Genomic DNA, 18427 nt, shown 5'->3' with positions numbered 1-18427 from the left:
CCACGAACGAGTGACTGTCACCGCGTCGTCGTAGGCTGGAGGCCCCGGCCCGTGAGACGTGTCGGGCCGTTCGCGTTGCCCACCTCCGCCGGGATGGACCCTCCATGAGCCTGCACGGTCTGCTGGACGCCGTCGTCAAGGACGCCGCACTCACCGAGGCGGTCAAGGCCGCCACGGACGGCAACCGCCGCCACGTCGACCTGGTCGGCCCGCCCGCCGCCCGCCCCTTCGCCGTCGCCGCCCTCGCGCGGGAGGCCGGGCGGACGGTGCTCGCGGTGACCGCGACCGGGCGGGAGGCCGAGGACCTGGCCGCCGCTCTGCGTTCGCTCCTCGATCCCGACACGGTCGTCGACTACCCGTCCTGGGAGACGCTGCCGCACGAGCGGCTCTCGCCCCGGTCCGACACCGTCGGCCGGCGCCTCGCCGTGCTGCGCCGGCTCGCCCACCCGCGTACCGACGACCCCAGCGCCGGACCCGTCAGCGTCGTCGTCGCGCCCATCCGCTCGGTGCTCCAGCCGCAGGTCAAGGGGCTCGGCGACCTGGAGCCGGTGGCGCTGCGGAGCGGGCAGACCGCCGATCTGAACGAGATCGTCGAGGGGCTGGCCGCCGCCGCGTACTCCCGCGTGGAGCTCGTCGAGAAGCGCGGCGAGTTCGCCGTGCGCGGCGGCATCCTGGACGTCTTCCCGCCCACCGAGGAACACCCGCTCCGCATCGAGTTCTGGGGCGACGACGTCGAGGAGATCCGCTACTTCAAGGTCGCCGACCAGCGCTCCCTCGAAGTCGCCGAGCACGGCCTGTGGGCACCGCCCTGCCGCGAGCTGCTGCTGACCGACCAGGTCAGGGGGCGGGCCGCCGCCCTGGCCGAGGCCCACCCCGAGCTCGCCGAGCTGCTCGACAAGATCGCCGAGGGGATCGCGGTGGAGGGCATGGAATCCCTCGCCCCCGTCCTCGTCGACGACATGGAGCTGCTCGTCGACGTCCTCCCCAAGGGCTCCATGGCCGTGGTCTGCGACCCCGAGCGGGTCCGGACGCGCGCCGCCGACCTGGTGGCGACCAGCCAGGAGTTCCTGGCGGCGTCCTGGGCGGCCACGGCCGGCGGCGGCGAGGCCCCGATCGACGTCGGCGCGGCCTCCCTGTGGGGCATCGCGGACGTCCGGGACCGGGCCCGCGAGCTGGACATGATGTGGTGGTCGGTGTCGCCCTTCGCGGCCGACGACACCGCCCTCGACGCGGACACCCTCAAGGTGGGCATGCACGCCCCCGAGACCTACCGCGGCGACACCGCCCGGGCCCTCGCCGACACCAAGGGCTGGCTGGCCGAGGGCTGGCGCACGGTGTACGTGACGGAGGCCCACGGCCCGGCCTCCCGCACCGTCGAGGTGCTCGGCGGCGAGGGAATCGCCGCCCGCCTCGCCCCCGACCTCGCCGAGATCGCCCCGTCCGTCGTCCACGTGGCCTGCGGCTCCATCGACCACGGCTTCGTCGACCCGGCGCTGAAGCTGGCCGTCCTCACCGAGACCGACCTGTCCGGGCAGAAGGCCGCCGGCAAGGACGGGCAGCGGATGCCCGCCAAGCGGCGCAAGACGATCGACCCGCTGACCCTGGAGGTCGGCGACTACATCGTCCACGAGCAGCACGGCGTCGGCCGCTACGTCGAGATGGTCCAGCGGACCGTGCAGGGCGCCACCCGCGAGTACCTCCTCGTCGAGTACGCCCCCGCCAAGCGCGGCCAGCCCGGCGACCGCCTCTACATCCCGACCGACCAGCTGGAGCAGGTCACCAAGTACGTGGGCGGCGAGGCCCCCACCCTGCACCGCCTCGGCGGCGCCGACTGGACCAAGACCAAGGCGCGCGCGAAGAAGGCGGTCAAGGAGATCGCCGCCGACCTCATCAGGCTGTACTCCGCCCGCATGGCCGCTCCCGGCCACGCCTTCGCCCCCGACACCCCCTGGCAGCGGGAGCTGGAGGACGCCTTCCCGTACGCGGAGACGCCCGACCAGCTGTCCACCATCGCCGAGGTGAAGGAGGACATGGAGAAGACCGTCCCCATGGACCGTCTGATCTGCGGCGACGTCGGCTACGGCAAGACGGAGATCGCCGTCCGCGCCGCCTTCAAGGCGGTCCAGGACGGCAAGCAGGTCGCCGTCCTCGTCCCGACCACCCTGCTCGTGCAGCAGCACTTCGGCACGTTCTCGGAGCGCTACTCGCAGTTCCCCGTCAACGTCCGCGCCCTGTCCCGCTTCCAGTCCGACACCGAGTCGAAGGCGACGATGGAGGGCCTGAAGGACGGCTCGGTCGACGTCGTCATCGGCACCCACCGCCTGTTCTCCTCCGAGACGAAGTTCAAGGACCTGGGCCTGGTCATCGTCGACGAGGAGCAGCGCTTCGGCGTCGAGCACAAGGAGCAGCTGAAGAAGCTGCGCGCCAACGTCGACGTCCTCACCATGTCCGCCACCCCCATCCCCCGCACCCTGGAGATGGCGGTCACGGGCATCCGCGAGATGTCGACGATCACCACCCCGCCCGAGGAGCGGCACCCGGTCCTCACCTTCGTCGGCCCGTACGAGGAGAAGCAGATCGGCGCCGCCGTCCGCCGCGAACTCCTCCGCGAGGGACAGGTCTTCTACATCCACAACCGCGTCGAGTCCATCGACCGCGCGGCGGCCCGGCTGCGCGAGATCATCCCCGAGGCGCGCATCGCCACGGCCCACGGGCAGATGTCCGAACAGGCCCTGGAGCAGGTCGTGGTGGACTTCTGGGAGAAGAAGTTCGACGTCCTCGTCTCGACGACCATCGTCGAGTCCGGCATCGACATCTCCAACGCCAACACCCTGATCGTCGAGCGCGGCGACAACTTCGGCCTGAGCCAGCTCCACCAGCTGCGCGGCCGGGTCGGCCGGGGCCGCGAGCGCGGCTACGCCTACTTCCTGTACCCCCCGGAGAAGCCCCTCACCGAGACCGCCCACGAGCGCCTCGCGACCATCGCCCAGCACACCGAGATGGGCGCGGGCATGTACGTGGCGATGAAGGACCTGGAGATCCGCGGCGCGGGCAACCTGCTCGGCGGCGAACAGTCCGGCCACATCGCGGGCGTCGGCTTCGACCTGTACGTCCGCATGGTCGGCGAGGCCGTCGCGGACTACCGGGCGCAGATGGAGGGCGGCGAGGAGGAGGAGGCTCCCCTGGAGGTCAAGATCGAGCTCCCGGTCGACGCCCACATGCCGCACGACTACGCCCCCGGCGAGCGGCTGCGCCTCCAGGCCTACCGGTCCATCGCCTCCGCCAACTCGGAGGAGGACATCAGGGCGGTACGCGAGGAGCTCACCGACCGCTACGGCAAGCTGCCCGAGCCGGTCGAGAACCTCCTCCTCGTCGCCGGCCTGCGCATGCTGGCCCGCGCCTGCGGCGTCGGCGAGATCGTCCTCCAGGGCCCGAACATCCGCTTCGCCCCGGTGGAACTGCGCGAGTCCCAGGAACTGCGCCTGAAGCGCCTCTACCCGCGCACGGTCATCAAGCCGGCCGTCCACCAGATCCTGGTGCCCCGCCCGACGACCGGCAAGATCGGCGGCAAGCCGGTGGTCGGCCGCGAACTCCTCGCGTGGACCGGGGAGTTCCTGGCGGAGATCCTGGGTTCCTGACCCGGCCTGTCCCAGCGGACCGGCCTCATGGCGTACGCGTGCGGCGGGCCCGCTCCGCACGTCGGGTGCCGCCTACCGGTTCCGCCACCGGGAGTTCCGGGAGTGGCTGGTGCGGCACCCCGCGCCGTGAGGCGTACGGGGTGCCGCACGGGCCCGGCGGTCTACAGCTCGTCGAGGTCCAGCGCCCCGGCCATCGCGCGGTAGCCCGCGTCGCCCGGGTGGAGGTGGTCGCCCGAGTCGTACGCCGGGAGGATGCGGTCCGGGTCGGCCGGGTCGGCGACCGCGCGGTCGAAGTCGACGACCCCGTCGTACGCGCCGGAGGTGCGGACCCAGGTGTTGAACGCCTCGCGCTTGGCCTCGTTCTCGGGCGTGAAGTAGAACGAGCCCTTGATCGGGGTCAGGGTCGCGCCGATCACCTTGATGCCACGGGCGTGCGCCTGGCGGATCAGGGAGCGGTGGCCCTCGACGAGGCGGTTCACGGACACTTCGGGGGTCGGGCCGCCGGGGAAGGACGGGCCGCTGCCGCCGATGTCGTTGATGCCTTCGAGGAGGACGACCGTGCCGACGCCCCGCTCCGTGAGCACGTCCTTCTTGAAGCGCGCGATGCCCTTCTCGCCGGCCCACGTGGTGTCGTTGACGACCTGGTTGCCGCCGATGCCGTGGTTGAGGACGGCGCGCGGGGAGCCGGCCGCGGCGAGGCGCTCGGCGAGCTCGTCGGGGTAGCGGTCGTCCGCGCCGGGGGTGGCGCCGACGCCGTCGGTGATGGAGTCCCCGAAGGTGACGATGCCGTCGCGGCGGGCGGTGTGGGAGCCGCCGGAGACCTCGACGCCGGAGAGGTAGTACCAGGACGAGTCGGTCTCGGTGAAGGCCGTGCCGGCCAGGTCGGCGCGGTGGTCGCCCGCCGCCCGGTAGCTGGTGGTGCCGGCGAAGTGGTGGAAGGTGGCGGGGCCGGTCGGGGACGCCAGGTAGAGCGTGACGGTGAGGGTCTCCAACGCGGAGGTCCGCAGCGGGGCGCCGTCGCTGAGGAGCGTGCCGCCGGCCGGGACCGTGACGGAGCCGCGCCCGTCGAAGGTGAGCGTCCGGACCGAACCGGGCCGCACCGCGCCGCCCTCGGCGGTCCGGGCGACGGTCGCGCCGGTGATCCTCAGCGGGGTGCTGCCGTAACGGTTCGTCAGCTCGATCCGGGCCAGAGTGCCGCCGGTGGTGACCCGGACCGTCTGGCGGACGGTCTGGTTGTCGAAGCCCTTCTCCGACCAGTTGGGCCCGAAGGGAGCCGCCGCGGCCTGCGGCGAGGCGGCCCAGGCGCCGTGCCACGCGGCGCCGCCGCGGGACGGGTCGGCCGTCGCGGCGGTCGCGGGGAGCGCGGTGAGCAGGCCGGCGGTGAGCAGGGCCGTGCCCGCGCGCCGGAAGGTGGTGCCGGTGGTCTTCATGTGTTCCGCCCGTTGTCGTGTGCCGTGGTCTTTCCTGTGCGCACGAGGAGGGACAAGTCGTGATCGACTTCGGCTATTCCCGCCCGCCGCGGCCGAGTTGGGCGGAACCGAGCAGTCCGGTCAGCGAGCGGAACACCTCGCCCGGATCGCGGTCGCCCAGCGGGGCGTCGAGGTTGTGGGTGAGCAGCAGGGTCGCGAAGCCGTGCGCCAGCGACCAGGCGGCCATGCCGGTGTCGCGGGGCGCGTCGGCGGAGGCGGGCAGTCCGGTGACGCCGGCGCGGAGCTCCGCGCCGGCCCGCTCCTTCGCGGCGAGCAGCTCCGGGTCGTCCGCGCGGTGCAGGCCCGGCTGGAACATGACCTGGAAGTGTGCCGGGTGGGCCGCCGCGAAGCGGACGTAGCGCACCCCGCGCTCCCGCAGGTCGGGCGCGTCGGCGAGGGCCTCGGCGAGCAGCTCGTAGCCCTGGGCGGCGATCGCGGTGAGCAGGCCGGTGCGGTCCTTGAAGTGGTGGGCGGGCGCCGCGTGCGAGACGCCCGCGCGCCGGGCGAGGTCGCGCAGGCTCAGCGCGGCGGGGCCCTCGGTGCCGATCACGTCGAGGGCGGCGGTGAGGACGGCCTGTCGCAGGTCGCCGTGGTGGTAGGTGCGCCGACTGGTCATGGCAGCAGCGTACGCGGGATCTAGGCATTGACAAGTTCGGGAGGCAGGAGGAATCTAGTCAGTGACAAGAATCTAGTCAGCGGAAAGATGTCGGCCCCTCCCCGGCGGGATGCCGGGACGAGCGGCGGGCGACGACGACCGAAGGGGACGTGCCATGACCCTGCAGGATCAGGATCAGGATCAGGATTGGGATCAGGGCCAGGATCGGGACCAGGGCCAGGGCCAGGGCCAGGACCGGAGTCAGGACCAGGGCCGGATCCGGGCCGTGGAGCCCGGCCGTGTGCGCCAGATGTGGCACCTCCTCGAACCCCTCCACGCCGTGCTCTACTACGCCCCCGCGGCCTTCGACGAGGCCGCCGCCCTCGGCTACGGGGTGGCGGAGCGCTGGCCCTCCTACTTCGCCTGGCGCGCCGCACCCCTCGGGGCCGTCGGGAGCACCCGCGTGAGCTCCGCCTTCTACAGCTTCGCCCCCGCCATGACCGCCTGGTACGTCCCCGCCGCCTGGGACGTCGCCACCCCCGCCGCCGTCCTCGCCGCCCGGCTCCGCGCCGTCGACCGGACCTACCGGACCGTCCTCGGCGACGACCTGCTCCGTGGCCCCGAGCTCGCCGAGGCCGCCGCCCTCACCCGGCGCGCCGCCGGGGCCGCCGGAAGCGCGGGGCGCCCGCTCGCCGCCGCCAACGCCGAGCTGCCTTGGCCCGAGGCCCCGCACCTCGTCCTGTGGCAGGCCGCCACGATCCTGCGCGAACACCGCGGCGACGGGCACCTCGCCGCCCTCCTCGCCGCCGGCCTCGACCCCGCCGAGGCGCTGGTCTCCTTCGCCGCCGTCGGCGCCGCCGCCGAGACCACCTTCGCGAGCCGCGGCTGGACCGACGCGGAGTGGGCCGCCGCCCGCGCCCGCCTCGCCGCCCGCGGCCTCGTCCACCCCGACGGCACCGCCACCGAGGCCGGACGCGCCCTCCGGGCCGAGGTCGAGCGCCGCACCGACGAACTGGCCGCCGCCCCCTGGGCCGCCCTCGGTCCGGAGGCCACCGCCCGGCTCTGCGACCTGCTCGGCGGACCGTGGCTCACGGTCATCGGCTCGGGGCTGCTGCCGGCGGAGAACACGCTGGGGATCGGCAAGGTCTGACGCGGGGTCGGATGCTGAATCATGGATATTGGATCCAATATCCATGATTCAGCATCAAATAGGATCTTCTGGTGCTGACGTACCAAAAGACCCTCATCGCCTCGGCCCTCGCCGCCCTCGCCCTGCTCGCCAACGCCGCCTGCGCTCCCCTCACCGGCGGCGCCGACGCTTCCGGTGACGGCGGCGGCACGCCGCCGAAGCCCGCCGCCGGCGGCACCGCGCTCGCCGCCGTGGACGCGCTCGCGGTGAAGGGGCGGGCGCCCAGGACCGGTTACGAGCGGGAGAAGTTCGGGCGCGCCTGGGTCGACGTCGACCGCAACGGCTGCGGGACCCGTGACGACATACTCCAGCGCGACCTGTCCGGTGTCCGCCTCGCCGACGGCCGGTGCAAGGTCGCCTCCGGGACGCTGGAGGACGACCCGTACACGGGGGGTTCCATCGCCTACGTGCGCGGGCGCAGCAAGGTCGACATCGACCATGTCGTGGCCCTCTCGGACGCCTGGCAGAAGGGGGCGCAGAAGTGGGACCCCGGCACCCGGCTGCGCTTCGCGAACGATCCGCTCAACCTGCTCGCCGTCGACTCGGCCACCAACCGGCGCAAGTCGGACGGCGACGCCGCGACCTGGCTGCCGCCGAACAAGGCGTACCGCTGCACGTACGTGGCCCGGCAGGTCGCCGTGAAGAAGAAGTACGGGGTGTGGGTGACGTCGGGGGAGCGGGACGCGATGAAGCGGGTGCTGACGGGGTGTCCGGAGCAGCGGCTGCCGTGAGGTCTGCGGGGTGCGGGGCGGTGACCAGGAAAAATCGTTTCCGCATCGCGGGGAACGCTCGTTAGCATCCCTTCCATGGAACTGCGCATCACGACCCTCGCCGAACGCCCCGAACTCGAAGGGGCCTTGTGGGGGATGAAGGACCTCTGGCCGGAGTTCATGATGTACGACCCGGTCGGCTGGGCGAACATGGGACAGATCGTCACCGCGTTCCCCGAGTACGTCCTCGTCGCCACCGACTCCGACGGCAAGGTCGTGGCCCGCGCGTTCAGCGTGCCCTTCCAGCTCCAGGCCAAGGGCCGTGGCGAGCTGCCCGGCACCGGCTGGGACCAGGTCCTGCTGTGGGCGTTCTCCGACCTCCGGCACGGGCGCACGCCCGACACGGTCAGCGCGATCGAGGTGACCGTGGACACGAGCGCGCTCGGCAACGGCGTCTCGCACGTCATGCTCGCCGCCATGCGCGACAACGCCCGTCGGCTCGGCTTCGCCGAGGTGGTCGCCCCAGTGCGCCCCAACGGCAAGCACAAGGAGGCGGCGTCGGCCATGCACGAGTACGCCTTCCGCACCCGCGAGGACGGGCTCCCGGTCGACCCGTGGCTGCGCGTCCACGTCCGCGCGGGCGGCACGGTCGAGAAGGTCGCCCCGGCCTCGATGACGATCGGCGCCGCCGTGGAGCAGTGGCGGCAGTGGACGGGCCTGCCCTTCGACACCGACGGCCCCGTCGAACTCGACGGCGCCCTGGTGCCGGTGCACTGCGAGGCATCCCGGGGCTACGCGGTGTACGTCGAGCCCAACGTGTGGGTGCGGCACCGGCTCTGACCCGTCCCGCGCGACACCGAAAGGCGTGAAGGCCGCTCCCCTGCGGTGGCCTTCACGCCTTCTTCGTTCCCCCCTGGGGATCCCCCCCCGGGATCCCCGGTCCGTCAGCCCGTCAGCCGAGCTGCTTCTCGTCCACGACGTCCTTCGCCGGCGGCGCCTTCGCCTCGACCGGCTTGTCGTAGTCGGAGAAGGAGATCGTGCCGGGCTCCTTGCCGCCCGCCGTCACGATCTTCAGCAGATACGGCTTGCCCTCGGTGGCCACGTAGAGCGTGGTCTTCTCGGAACCGGAGGTCTGCGTGAGCGGCAGCGCCTTCTTGCCGCCGACCGTGGTCTCCTCGCCCTTGGCCGCCCGGCCGGTGCCCTGCTCGAACTCGGAGAGCAGCGACTTCAGGTCGCACAGGGCGAGGCTCTCCTTCGCGTCGGGGTCCTTCGCGTCGGTCTTCACCCAGCGGCCCTTGAGCTCCTTGAGCACCGCCGCCTGCACCTCGGCGGACTCGCCCTTCGCCTGCTCCTTGAGGAACGCCTCGTCGAAGCGCATGTAGACGGCCTTGGCGTCCGGCTTGATCAGCTCGGCGGTGCCCGTCGCGCCGAGCGTCATCGTGCCGGCGCAGCGGCCCCGCACGTCGGTCGCGAGGTAGGCCTTGATCGGGCCGTCGGTGGTCTTCAGGGCGATGTCGAGGGTGAGCGAGTCCGCCGTCTTCGTCGCGCCGATCGCCTTGTCGGCGATCTGGGGACCGGTCAGCTCCCCGAAGGGGCCGGCGGGCTTGGCGGCGTCGGCCGCGCCGCCGGAGAAGGGGCCGCAGGCGGTCGCGCCGAGCGCGACGGCGGCACACAGGGTCGCGGTGAGGGCGGCGCGGCGGAGGCGGGCGGCGGTGGCAGGCATGGTGGTTCTCCGAGGGGGATCGGGGCGTACGTGATGCGCGGTGCGTGGTGCGGGGGCGGCGGGTGGTGCCGGGGGTGCCGCGTCGGGGGTGCGGGAGTGGGGGTCCGGGAGTGGGGGGTCCGGGCGGTGGCTCGGGTCAGCCGACCTTCAGGTCCCACTGCGAGGCGTTGTAGTCCAGGCCGGGGCCGACCTCGACCGTGAGGTCCTTCGCGGCGGCCGGGGCGTCGAAGGCGAAGGTGGCGGTGGCCTTCTTGCCCGGCAGGACCGTGCCGCTGAAGCCGCTGCCGACCTTCTCGTCGAAGATCTGCTCGGCGGTGGCGCCGTCCTTGCCCGCGCGGGCCTGGAGCGTCACCAGGGCGGTGTCGAACTTCTTCTTGCCGCCGTTCTCGATGGTGACGGTGACCTGGTACGCCTTGTTGCCGTCGGTGTGGCCGGCCGCGAACTCGCTGGGCTTGTAGCTCTTCGCCTCGGTCACGGTGACCTTCAGGTCGTCGTCGTAGACGACGGTGTCGCCGGCCGCGAGCGGCTTGTCCTTGCCCGCCGCGTCGCCCTTGCCCGCCGGGCTCTTGGACGTCGGGTCCTTGGGGGCGGAGTCCTTGATCGCCTTGTCGATCTCGTCCACCGCGTCGCTGACGGCGGTGAAGGTGATGACCGCGCCGACCACCGAGAGGACCAGGGCCGCGAGGCCGAGGATCGCGCCGGTCAGCGCCGCACCCTTGTTGCTCGCCTCGCCGCGCTTCACGCGCCCCTTGCCGACCAGGCCGAGGATCAGCGCGATCAGGCCGAGGATGCCGGCCAGCCAGAAGAACAGCGGGATGAGACCGGAGACCGTGCCGATGATGCCGAGGATCAGGGCCGCGGTGCCCAGTCCGTTGCGCATGGCCGCCGGGGTCGGGGCGTGCGGGAGCTGCGTGTCGTGCGACATGGGTGTGTCCTCCCGGACAGTGAGTTTGTCTGGCGCGATGGATCAATAACAACAGAGACTGTGAACCGAGTCAACACGGTTCACGGGGAATGGGTCTGATCACGCTGTGAAGTGGTGTCGACGGTGTTCGTCAGTAAGATCGGCGTCACACACACGCCAATGAGGGGAGTTGAGGCAGGTGCCCGACAGCGCAGCAGAGGTGACCGCCGCGGGCATCGCCCGTCTCGCGGGGGTCGGCCGTGCGGCCGTGAGCAACTGGCGCCGCCGCCACGCCGACTTCCCCAAGCCCGTCGGCGGTACGGAGACCAGCCCGTCCTTCGCCCTCCCCGACGTCGAGGAGTGGCTGCGCGCCCAGGGCAAGCTGGCCGAGGTCCCGCTGCGCGAGCGCGTCTGGCAGCTGGTCGCCGGGCACCCCGCCGGAGCGGTCACCGCCCTCGTCCACGCGGGCTGCGCGCTCCTCCTCGTACGGGACCGGCGGGCGGCCTGGCCGGCGCTGGCCGCCGTGCCCGACGAGCGGCTCGCGGAGGTGCTCCCGGTCCCGCTGGAGGAGACGCTGACCGAGCGCCTCGGCGCCGAACGGGCCGTCCGCACCCCCTCCGCCGTCGAACTCGCGCCGTCCGTCCCCCTCCTGCGCGGTGTCGTCGAACTCGCCGCCACCGGCACGGCCACGCCCACCACCGGCACGGCCACGCCCGCGCCCGGCACGGCCACGCCCGGCCCTGCGGCCTCCGGAGCCCCCACCGGCCCCGCAGCCCCCACCGGCCCCGACGCCCACGGCGCTCGCGACGCGTTCGAGTTCCTCCTCGGCCGTCACCTCGACGCCAACCCGCGCCAGTACACGCTCACCCCGCCCGGCCCCGCCGCCCTCATGGCGGCACTCGCCGGGCCGGCGGCCACCGTCCTCGACCCCGCCTGCGGCACCGGCGCCCTGCTCGCCGCCGCGCTGCCGACGGCCGGGGACCCCGGCGCCGGGGACCCGGCCGCCCCGGACCGCGCGGCCGGCCGGCCGGCGCCCCGCGCGCTCCACGGTCAGGACGCCGACCCCGACCTGGCCGCGCTGACCGCCCTGCGCCTGGCGCTCTCCGGCGACGCCGACGTGCGCGTCCACGCGGGGGACACCCTGCGCGCCGACGCCTTCCCGGCGCTCACCGCCGACGCCGTGCTGTGCCACCCGCCGTTCAACGAGCGCAACTGGGGCCACGACGAGCTGGCCTACGACCCCCGCTGGGAGTACGGCTTCCCGGCCCGTACGGAGTCCGAACTGGCCTGGGTCCAGCACGCCCTCGCCCGCCTGCGCCCCGGCGGCACCGCCGTCCTGCTCATGCCGCCCGCCGCCGCGTCCCGCCGCTCCGGCCGCCGCATCCGCGCCGACCTGCTGCGCCGCGGCGCCCTGCGGGCCGTCGTCGCCCTGCCGGCCGGCGCGGCACCCCCGTACGGCATCCCGCTCCACCTGTGGGTGCTGCGCGGGCCCGTCCCCGGTGAACGGCCGCCCGCCGAGCTGCTGCTCGTCGACACCGCGCCCGACCACACCGCGGGCGCCCCCGTGGGCCGCGACCGGCTCGACTGGCCCGCCGTGGAGACCGCGGTCCTCGACGCCTGGCGGCCCTTCGACCGGGACGGCGTCCTGGCCGAGACGCCCGGCGAGAGCCGGGGCGTGCCGGTCGTCGAGCTCCTCGACGACGACGTCGACCTGACCCCCGCCCGCCACCTCCCGCCGCCCGCCGCCGCCGAGGGCGCCGCGCAGCTGACCGGGGTGCGCGAGCGGCTCACCGCGACCCTGCGCCGCACCCGTGAACTGACCCCGCCGCCCGCCGTGGGGCCCACCCCCGGCGGCCTCCGGTGGCCCGCGACGACGGTCGGCGAGTTCGCCCGCGCGGGCGCCCTCACGCTCCGCGCGGGAGGCGCCGGGACGACCGCCCCCGGCACCTCCGTCGCCGTCCTCACCGACACCGACGTCCTCGCCGGCCAGCCGCCCTCCGGCGTGCTGCCCGAGGCCCCGGCCGAAGGCCCGGGGGAGGAGCCGGTGCTCCTCGCCGCCGGTGACGTCGTCGTCCCCGTGCTCGGCGGCGGCTCCGTCACCCGGGTCGTCGACCCGGCGACCGCGGGCGCCGCCCTCGGCCGCAACGTGCACCTGCTGCGCCCCGACCCGGCCGCCCTGGACCCCTGGTTCCTGGCCGGCTTCCTGCGCGCCACCGCCAACAACCGGCAGGCCAGCTCGTACGCCTCGACCTCCACCCGGCTCGACGTCCGCCGCCTCCAGCTGCCCCGCCTGCCGCTCGCGGAACAGCGGCGGTACGGGGAGCGGTTCCGGGCGCTCGCCGAGTTCGAGGAGGCGCTGCGGACGGCGGGGCGGCTCGGCGAGCAGCTGGTGCAGGGGATGTACGACGGGCTCGCGGACGGCACCGTAGCTCCCTGACGGCCCGGCCCCCACTTGTATACGCTCGTCCTCGACAACAGAGCCATTCAGGTGACCAGGAGCAGGAATGTACGGCCACGGCCATCCGCAGCCCGTTCCGCCGCAGCGCGGTGTTCCGGCCTCGGTCATCGTGCTGCGGGTGCTCTTCACGGTGCTCCCGCTGCTCAGCATCGGGTTCCTGACCTGGGCGACGGCCCTGCGGATCGCACTGCTCACCCGCCGGGTCGTCGACTGGATCCTGCTCGGGGTCTCCGTCGCCGTCGTCGTCGCCGGGATCGTGCTGATGCCGGAGGACGAGAACACGAGCCGGGCCGACTGGGTCGTGGGGATGATCCTGCTCAACGCGTTCGCGTTCGCGGCGTACTTCCTCGTCGTGGACATCCGCCACGACCACCTCGCCGGCCGCGCGACGGTCCCGCCGCCCCCGTACAACCCGTACGCGGCGACGGTCCCGCAACACCAGCACCAGCAGCCCCAGCCGCAGCCCCAGCAACTCCCGTACCAGCAGCCGCAGCCGTCCTACGGCTACCCCCAGCCCCAGCCCGTCACCACGCCGACGCCGACCCCGACGCCGACCCCGACCCCGACCCCCACGCCACCCCCCGTGGCGAGCCCCCGCATCGACCAGGTCCGCGCCGAGCTCGACGAGCTCAGCGACCTCCTCCGCAAGGACAAGGACCCCCGGGAAGGCGGGCGGTGAACGGGCGGGTCATCGGCGGGCGCTACGAACTGTCGACCCTGATCGGCCAGGGCGGCATGGGCCAGGTCTGGACGGCGTACGACGGCCGGCTGGACCGCCGGGTGGCGGTGAAGCTGCTCAGCCCCGCCGCCATCAGCGGCCCGGCGACGGCCGCCCAGGAGCTGCGCCGCCGCTTCGTGCGCGAGTGCCGGGTCACCGCCCAGGTCGGGCACCCCGGGCTCGTCACCGTCCACGACGCGGGCAGCGACGGCGACGACCTGTACCTGGTCATGCAGTACGTGGAGGGCGCCGACCTCGCCGACCACCTCGCCGAGCAGGACCCGTACCCCTGGCCGTGGGCCGTCTCCGTCGCCGCGCAGCTGTGCGCGGTGCTCGCGGCCGTGCACGCGGTGCCGATCGTGCACCGCGACCTCAAGCCGCGGAACGTGATGGTCCGCCCCGACGGCACCGTCATCGTGCTCGACCTGGGCGTCGCCTCCGTCCTCGACAGCGACACCACCCGCCTCACCCACACCGGCTCGCCCATCGGCAGCCCCGCGTACATGGCGCCCGAGCAGGCGATGGGCGGCGCCGTCGGCCCGTACACCGACCTGTACGCGCTCGGCGTGCTCCTCCACGAACTCCTCAGCGGAAACGTCCCCTTCGCCGGCTCGACCGCGCTCGGCGTGCTCCACCGGCACCTGTACGAGGCGCCCGTCCCGGTCCGCAGGATCCGGCCCGAGGTGCCCGAGGTCCTGGAGGCGCTCGTGCTGCGGCTGCTCGCCAAGGACCCGCTGGCCCGCCCCTCGGGCGCGCAGGAGGTGTACGAGCACCTGCTGCCGCTCCTGCCGCCGCGCGGGGCCGCCGGACCGGCCGGGCCGCTCGACCCGAGCCGCCCGTTCCGCCGCCCGCACGCCCCCTGGCCGGACCGGGCGGTGCAGGCCGTCCCGCCCCCGCCGCCGGTGCCGCCCGCGCCCGCGAAGCCGGACGTGGCCGCGGCCGTCGACGAGGTGAAGCGGCTGCTCGGCGAGGGCTCGTTGACCCAGGCCGTGGACATGCTCGGCGGCATCCTCCCGGCGGCGGCGGCGGAGCACGGCGAACACTCGCCGGTCGTGCGCATCCTGCGCAAGCAGTACGCGTCCACGCTGATGGACGACGGCCAGTACCGGCGCGCCCTGCCGGAGCTGCGCCGCCTCGCCGAGGACCGGGCGGCGGAGGCGGGACCGGCCGATCCGCAGACCCTTCAATTCCGTTATGACGCGGCCCAGTGCCTGGAACAGCTCGGCGACCCGTCGGCCGCGCTCGCCGAGTACCGCGCCCTCCTGCCGTACTTCGAGCACGGCACCACCCCCGACCAGCAGGCCCGCGCCTTCGACATCCGGCACCGGATCGGACTGTTGCTGCTCGCCAGGGGCGAGCACGGGCCGGGCCGCGCGCAGTTGCAGGCGCTGCTGTTCGACGCCGAGCGGGTGTACGGGGCCTACCATCCGCTGGCGGCGGATCTGCGGCGCGCGCTGGAGAGGCAGCAGGCGGTCGACCCCCGCCTGTGATCTGACGGGGCGGCAGGGTCACGACTCCGTATCCGATTGGACAACGGATGGAAGAGGTCCCTTTTGACCTTTTCGCGGTCTGTAACGTGCGCGTTCGATCATGTCCACGTCGTTCAAGGATTCCCCATGACCACGCCTCCGCCGTCCGACCCGTTCGCCGCCGCGCCCGTCCCGGCGCCCGCTCCCGAGAAGAAGGGCGGCGCGCTGAAGAAGATCGGTGGCTTCGTGGTCCTCCTCGTGGTGGGTCTCGCCGTGAAGCTGGGTCTCCCGTACGTCACCGGTGACGCCCCCGTGCACGCGAAGGCGGGCGAGTGCGTGACCGTGACCGGTCCCGAGAACGACCCCAAGGTCGACAGCCAGCCGTGCGACTCCGGCAAGGCCGACCTGTTCAAGGTCGTCAAGGTGTACGACGACACCTTCGACCTGAACAAGTGCGGCGACCAGCTCTCCGCGCTCGCGCAGCAGCTGGACTCGGACAAGTTCGTGCTCTGCCTGGACGCCGTCAAGAAGTAAGCGCGCACCGCGCGCGCGAGAGGGGCCGGTCCACCAGGACCGGCCCCTCTTCGCGTCGTGCCGTCCTCAGCCTCCGAGCAGCATGCCCAGCGGCGACAGCTGGTTGCCCGACAGCGGGATCTCGCCGAGGGCGGGCGCGCTCTGCGCCGTCGAGCCGGGCGCGGCCGACAGGTCGGCCGCCGACGCGGGGCGCGGCGCCGGGGCGTCGCCGTCGCCCGGGCCGTCGGCCGCGGCCACTCCGGCAGAACCGAGGGCCATGGCCCCCGCCAACAACACGCCGCCGATGATCCTGGACTTCATGGGTCCGCCTTCCGAGAGGAGGGGGTGACTGGTACGGCGTGCCCAACGACACCGCACCGTGGTCGGACACGAGGCGGTGGGCCGCTCGGCGGTGGCGCGCGGGACAAAAGAAAAAGAACCCAGGGAAAGAACCAACCCCACCCCTCCCGCCTCCCCGTGTCGGCGCTCGTCAGCGCAGATCGGGCTCGTCACCCACACGAGGGAACTGTGGCAACTGGGCTGGATTCGAGGCCGGTTGCCTGGCATATGCTCGCGCCGACCGCACTGAAAAACAGTTCGGCCCCCGGCCGGGAGTAACGATCCCGATCGAGGGCCTGACCAACGAGGAAGAACCACCTTCCCGATGGATGTAAAGAACCCTAGCGCCCCCGCGCCCGCGTTACCCGCGACTTCGCCGACTGCCACCCGATCCGGTGTCGGTCACGCCAAAACCCGCCTGTCGAGCGGCTTCACCGTCATCGACAACGACCTCCTCCAGCGCAGCGGGATGACCCTCACGGCCATCGCCCTCTCCTGCCACATCCAGTCGCTGCCCGAGGGCGCCGGCGTCTCCATCCGCTCCCTCGCCGCGCACTTCCCCGAGGGCGAGGTCCGCATCGCCACCGCCCTGCGCGAACTGGAACGCCACGGCTACCTGGAGCGCCTGCGGGTGCGGCTGCCCAACGGGCGGGTGATCACGCGGACGATGGCGTACACGGTCCCGAAGCGGGCGCCCGCGGGGGACCCGGCGCCCCCCACCGCCGTGGAGCCGCTGCCGCAGCCTCCGGCCGCCGTGGAGCCGGAGCCACAACAGGACCCGGAGCCCGACCCCGATCCGACCCCCGAGCCCGATCCGGACCCGGATCCCGACCCGCCGTCGGGCGGCGCCGCGCCGCCACCGCCACCGCCGCCCCCTCCTCCCGTACGGGAAGCAGCTCCCCGCCCGCCGAAGCCCGCCCGGCCCCCCGTGCAGCCGCTGCCCGAAGGCCCCGCCGCCGAACTCCTCCTGGGCCTGCGGGCCCAGGAACCGCGCCTCACTCTCTCGGTGCGCGACGTGCTGCGCCTGGCGCCCGGCGTGGACGCCTGGTTCGCCCGGGGCGCGACCCCCGACGCCGTGCGCCGCACCCTCACGGCCTGCCTGCCCGCCGACCTGAAACACCCGGCCGGAATCCTGGACTACCGCCTCACCAGCCTCCTCCCGCCACCCCTCCCGGCCGCGCCCGTGGCGCCCCCGGCACCGGACCCGTTCCAGACGTGCGACGACTGCGAACGGGCCTTCAGAGCCCCGGAACCGGGCCTGTGCCGGGACTGCCGGGAGGAACGGCGGGCAAGCGCCGCCTGAGGCGGGAGCTGCTTCGCGCGCACGGACGAACCGCCGTCGCCCCCACCGTCCGGTACTCCTGCGCCTACTGGCCGACCAGCTTCGCGTAGTCGGCGGCGGAGAGCAGGTCGTCGGTGGTGGCGCCCTTGCCCAGCTTGATCTTGAACAGCCAGGTGTCGTACGGCTCGCTGTTGACGTCCTCGGGTGAATCCGAGGCGTCCGCGTTGACCGCGACGACCTCGCCGGTCAGCGGCGAGTAGATGTCGGACGCGGCCTTGACCGACTCCACGACCCCGATGGCGTCACCGGCCGCGACCTCCTTGCCCACCGGCGGGAGTTCGAGGAAGACGATGTCGCCGAGCGTCCTCTGGGCGTGGTCGGTGATGCCCACGGTGCACGTGCCGTCGGACTCCTTGAGGATCCACTCGTGCTCGTCGGTGTAGAGCAGCGAGGTGGGGACGTTCGACATGCGGGACTCCGGCTCTGACGTGGGTGGACGACGACGGAACGGGGCCATCATCCCCACCCACGGTCAGGCTGCGGTCACTTTCCGGGGGCTTGGCGCGCTGGTGTCACCTCAACGAGTGGCAGCGGCCCCGAAGGCGAGGGCGGGGCCGCCGGGCTTCCTGTGGTCACCGGCGCCAGAACAGGTGGTGCACGACCCCGCTCGCGCTGGGTACGACCTCCAGGTGGAAGCGGTCCGTGAGTTCCTCGGGCGACTCCCAGAGCCGGATCCCGGAGCCGAGTTCCACCGGGGCGACCGCGATGTGCAGTGTGTCGACCAGGTCGGCGTCGAGGAACTGCCGGACCGTGCTGACCCCGCCGCCGAGCCGCACGTCCTGGCCGTCGGCGGCCTTCCGTGCCTGTTCGAGGACGTCGGCCGGGTCGCCGCCGACGAAGTGGAACGTGGTCTCGCCGAGGGTGATCGAGGGGCGCTCGTGGTGGGTCATGACGAACACCGGCGTGCGGAACGGCGGCTCGTCGCCCCACCAGCCCTGCCACTCGTGGTCCTGCCACGGGCCGCGCTGCGGGCCGAACTTGTTGCGGCCCATGATCTCGGCGCCGATGTTCCGGGCGAAGTCCCGCGTGAAGTAGTCGTCGAGCCCCCGGCTCCCGCCGGCGTCCGCGCGCATCGGCCAGCTCGCGGTGGCGCCGGCCCACGCGAACAGGCGCTCCGCGTGGGGGAGACCGAACGGGTTCTCCAGGCTCTGGAGCTCGTCGGGCCCCGCCCCGATCCCGTCGCTCGACACGTTGAAGTTCATGACTCTCAGCAGCTGGTCCATGGGACTCCTCCTCGATCAGGTCCTGTCGCATCCTCGTGCGGCGAAGCGCCCCACACCAACACGTCGAACGGGGCGTCGCCGAATCGACGGCGACACCCCGACGAGTCACCTGGATGACCGTGCGGGATCGCGCCCTC

Annotated in this window: 16 protein-coding genes; 9 read left to right on the top strand and 7 right to left on the bottom strand. The window is 73.4% G+C overall.

Translation table 11 applies throughout. The features are described from left to right. Positions 1 to 104: 104 nt before the first annotated feature. Positions 105 to 3638, top strand: a complete 3534-nt coding sequence (mfd, locus tag AB0Q96_RS13660) for a transcription-repair coupling factor (protein WP_365324903.1) — start codon at positions 105 to 107, stop codon at positions 3636 to 3638. 161 nt (positions 3639 to 3799) lie between these two features. Here the strand turns inward: mfd and AB0Q96_RS13655 are convergent, their stop codons facing one another. Together AB0Q96_RS13655 and AB0Q96_RS13650 are read right to left on the bottom strand one after the other, a co-directional pair. Further along, on the bottom strand, positions 3800 to 5068 hold the full coding sequence (locus AB0Q96_RS13655) for an SGNH/GDSL hydrolase family protein (protein ID WP_365324901.1): 1269 nt from the start codon (positions 5066 to 5068) through the stop codon (positions 3800 to 3802). A gap of 73 nt (positions 5069 to 5141) precedes the next feature. Further along, a complete protein-coding gene (locus AB0Q96_RS13650) occupies positions 5142 to 5723 on the bottom strand; it encodes a TetR/AcrR family transcriptional regulator (protein ID WP_365324899.1) in 582 nt (193 codons plus the stop codon). A 289-nt stretch (positions 5724 to 6012) separates the two neighbouring features. Here AB0Q96_RS13650 and AB0Q96_RS13645 point away from each other — a divergent pair, with 289 nt between their 5' ends. From AB0Q96_RS13645 to AB0Q96_RS13635, 3 genes are all read left to right on the top strand, one after another. Further along, positions 6013 to 6852, top strand: coding sequence for a hypothetical protein (locus AB0Q96_RS13645; RefSeq protein ID WP_365325410.1), 840 nt, complete (start codon positions 6013 to 6015; stop codon positions 6850 to 6852). Between the two features lie 71 nt (positions 6853 to 6923). Continuing rightward, positions 6924 to 7622 carry an HNH endonuclease family protein gene (locus AB0Q96_RS13640; RefSeq protein WP_365324897.1) on the top strand — a complete coding sequence of 233 codons (699 nt, stop codon included), beginning with the start codon at positions 6924 to 6926 and terminating at the stop codon, positions 7620 to 7622. A 75-nt stretch (positions 7623 to 7697) separates the two neighbouring features. Beyond that, a complete protein-coding gene (locus AB0Q96_RS13635) occupies positions 7698 to 8441 on the top strand; it encodes an N-acetyltransferase (RefSeq protein WP_365324895.1) in 744 nt (247 codons plus the stop codon). Positions 8442 to 8553: 112 nt separating this feature from the next. Here AB0Q96_RS13635 and AB0Q96_RS13630 read toward each other — a convergent pair whose 3' ends face one another. Together AB0Q96_RS13630 and AB0Q96_RS13625 are read right to left on the bottom strand one after the other, a co-directional pair. Next, positions 8554 to 9324, bottom strand: a complete 771-nt coding sequence (locus tag AB0Q96_RS13630) for a hypothetical protein (protein ID WP_365324893.1) — start codon at positions 9322 to 9324, stop codon at positions 8554 to 8556. A 136-nt stretch (positions 9325 to 9460) separates the two neighbouring features. Next, complete coding sequence (locus AB0Q96_RS13625) at positions 9461 to 10249, bottom strand: DUF4352 domain-containing protein (RefSeq protein ID WP_365324891.1); 789 nt, start codon at positions 10247 to 10249, stop codon at positions 9461 to 9463. Between the two features lie 178 nt (positions 10250 to 10427). On the opposite strand from AB0Q96_RS13625, the gene AB0Q96_RS13620 reads away from it, so the two are divergent. The 4 genes from AB0Q96_RS13620 (at position 10428) to AB0Q96_RS13605 (ending at position 15407) form a co-directional block, all read left to right on the top strand. After that, positions 10428 to 12665 (top strand): N-6 DNA methylase, encoded by a 2238-nt coding sequence (locus AB0Q96_RS13620; protein WP_365324889.1) that lies wholly within the window; start codon positions 10428 to 10430, stop codon positions 12663 to 12665. Positions 12666 to 12732: 67 nt separating this feature from the next. Beyond that, a complete protein-coding gene (locus AB0Q96_RS13615; RefSeq protein ID WP_365324887.1) occupies positions 12733 to 13365 on the top strand; it encodes a hypothetical protein in 633 nt (210 codons plus the stop codon). Then, entirely contained in the window at positions 13362 to 14894 is a 1533-nt protein-coding gene (locus AB0Q96_RS13610; protein ID WP_365324885.1) for a serine/threonine-protein kinase, read from the top strand. The genes AB0Q96_RS13615 and AB0Q96_RS13610 overlap by 4 nt, the downstream gene beginning before the upstream one ends. 126 nt (positions 14895 to 15020) lie before the next feature. Continuing rightward, positions 15021 to 15407, top strand: a complete 387-nt coding sequence (locus AB0Q96_RS13605; protein WP_365324883.1) for a hypothetical protein — start codon at positions 15021 to 15023, stop codon at positions 15405 to 15407. A gap of 66 nt (positions 15408 to 15473) precedes the next feature. On the opposite strand, the gene AB0Q96_RS13600 is transcribed toward AB0Q96_RS13605, so the two are convergent. After that, the gene (locus AB0Q96_RS13600) at positions 15474 to 15707 is read right to left on the bottom strand and encodes a hypothetical protein (RefSeq protein WP_365324881.1); all 234 of its coding nucleotides are present in this window, start codon (positions 15705 to 15707) and stop codon (positions 15474 to 15476) included. A 487-nt stretch (positions 15708 to 16194) separates the two neighbouring features. Here AB0Q96_RS13600 and AB0Q96_RS13595 point away from each other — a divergent pair, with 487 nt between their 5' ends. Next, on the top strand, positions 16195 to 17028 hold the full coding sequence (locus AB0Q96_RS13595; RefSeq protein WP_365324880.1) for a helix-turn-helix domain-containing protein: 834 nt from the start codon (positions 16195 to 16197) through the stop codon (positions 17026 to 17028). Between the two features lie 64 nt (positions 17029 to 17092). Here AB0Q96_RS13595 and gcvH read toward each other — a convergent pair whose 3' ends face one another. Continuing rightward, positions 17093 to 17476: a glycine cleavage system protein GcvH gene (gcvH, locus tag AB0Q96_RS13590; protein ID WP_365324877.1), complete on the bottom strand. Its 384-nt coding sequence runs from the start codon at positions 17474 to 17476 to the stop codon at positions 17093 to 17095. Between the two features lie 163 nt (positions 17477 to 17639). Next, the gene (locus tag AB0Q96_RS13585; RefSeq protein ID WP_365324875.1) at positions 17640 to 18290 is read right to left on the bottom strand and encodes a dihydrofolate reductase family protein; all 651 of its coding nucleotides are present in this window, start codon (positions 18288 to 18290) and stop codon (positions 17640 to 17642) included. Positions 18291 to 18427 lie beyond the last annotated feature (137 nt).

The sequence above is a fragment of the Streptomyces sp. NPDC093111 genome, assembly GCF_040683955.1.
In the GTDB taxonomy this organism is placed as follows: domain Bacteria; phylum Actinomycetota; class Actinomycetes; order Streptomycetales; family Streptomycetaceae; genus Streptomyces.
Note: the sequence above shows the minus strand (reverse complement) of the source record. Positions and strands in the feature narration are given on the sequence as shown.

Bases quoted from the DNA above. Each gene is read 5' to 3' on its own strand.
- AB0Q96_RS13595 (WP_365324880.1), top strand. From the start codon at position 16,195: ATGACCCTCACGGCCATCGCCCTCTCCTGCCACATCCAGTCGCTGCCC.
- AB0Q96_RS13645 (WP_365325410.1), top strand. From the start codon at position 6,013: ATGTGGCACCTCCTCGAACCCCTCCACGCCGTGCTCTACTACGCCCCC.
- AB0Q96_RS13635 (WP_365324895.1), top strand. From the start codon at position 7,698: ATGGAACTGCGCATCACGACCCTCGCCGAACGCCCCGAACTCGAAGGG.
- AB0Q96_RS13655 (WP_365324901.1), bottom strand. From the start codon at position 5,068: ATGAAGACCACCGGCACCACCTTCCGGCGCGCGGGCACGGCCCTGCTC.
- mfd (WP_365324903.1), top strand. From the start codon at position 105: ATGAGCCTGCACGGTCTGCTGGACGCCGTCGTCAAGGACGCCGCACTC.
- AB0Q96_RS13585 (WP_365324875.1), bottom strand. From the start codon at position 18,290: ATGGACCAGCTGCTGAGAGTCATGAACTTCAACGTGTCGAGCGACGGG.
- gcvH (WP_365324877.1), bottom strand. From the start codon at position 17,476: ATGTCGAACGTCCCCACCTCGCTGCTCTACACCGACGAGCACGAGTGG.
- AB0Q96_RS13615 (WP_365324887.1), top strand. From the start codon at position 12,733: ATGTACGGCCACGGCCATCCGCAGCCCGTTCCGCCGCAGCGCGGTGTT.
- AB0Q96_RS13600 (WP_365324881.1), bottom strand. From the start codon at position 15,707: ATGAAGTCCAGGATCATCGGCGGCGTGTTGTTGGCGGGGGCCATGGCC.
- AB0Q96_RS13650 (WP_365324899.1), bottom strand. From the start codon at position 5,723: ATGACCAGTCGGCGCACCTACCACCACGGCGACCTGCGACAGGCCGTC.
- AB0Q96_RS13630 (WP_365324893.1), bottom strand. From the start codon at position 9,324: ATGCCTGCCACCGCCGCCCGCCTCCGCCGCGCCGCCCTCACCGCGACC.
- AB0Q96_RS13605 (WP_365324883.1), top strand. From the start codon at position 15,021: ATGACCACGCCTCCGCCGTCCGACCCGTTCGCCGCCGCGCCCGTCCCG.
- AB0Q96_RS13625 (WP_365324891.1), bottom strand. From the start codon at position 10,249: ATGTCGCACGACACGCAGCTCCCGCACGCCCCGACCCCGGCGGCCATG.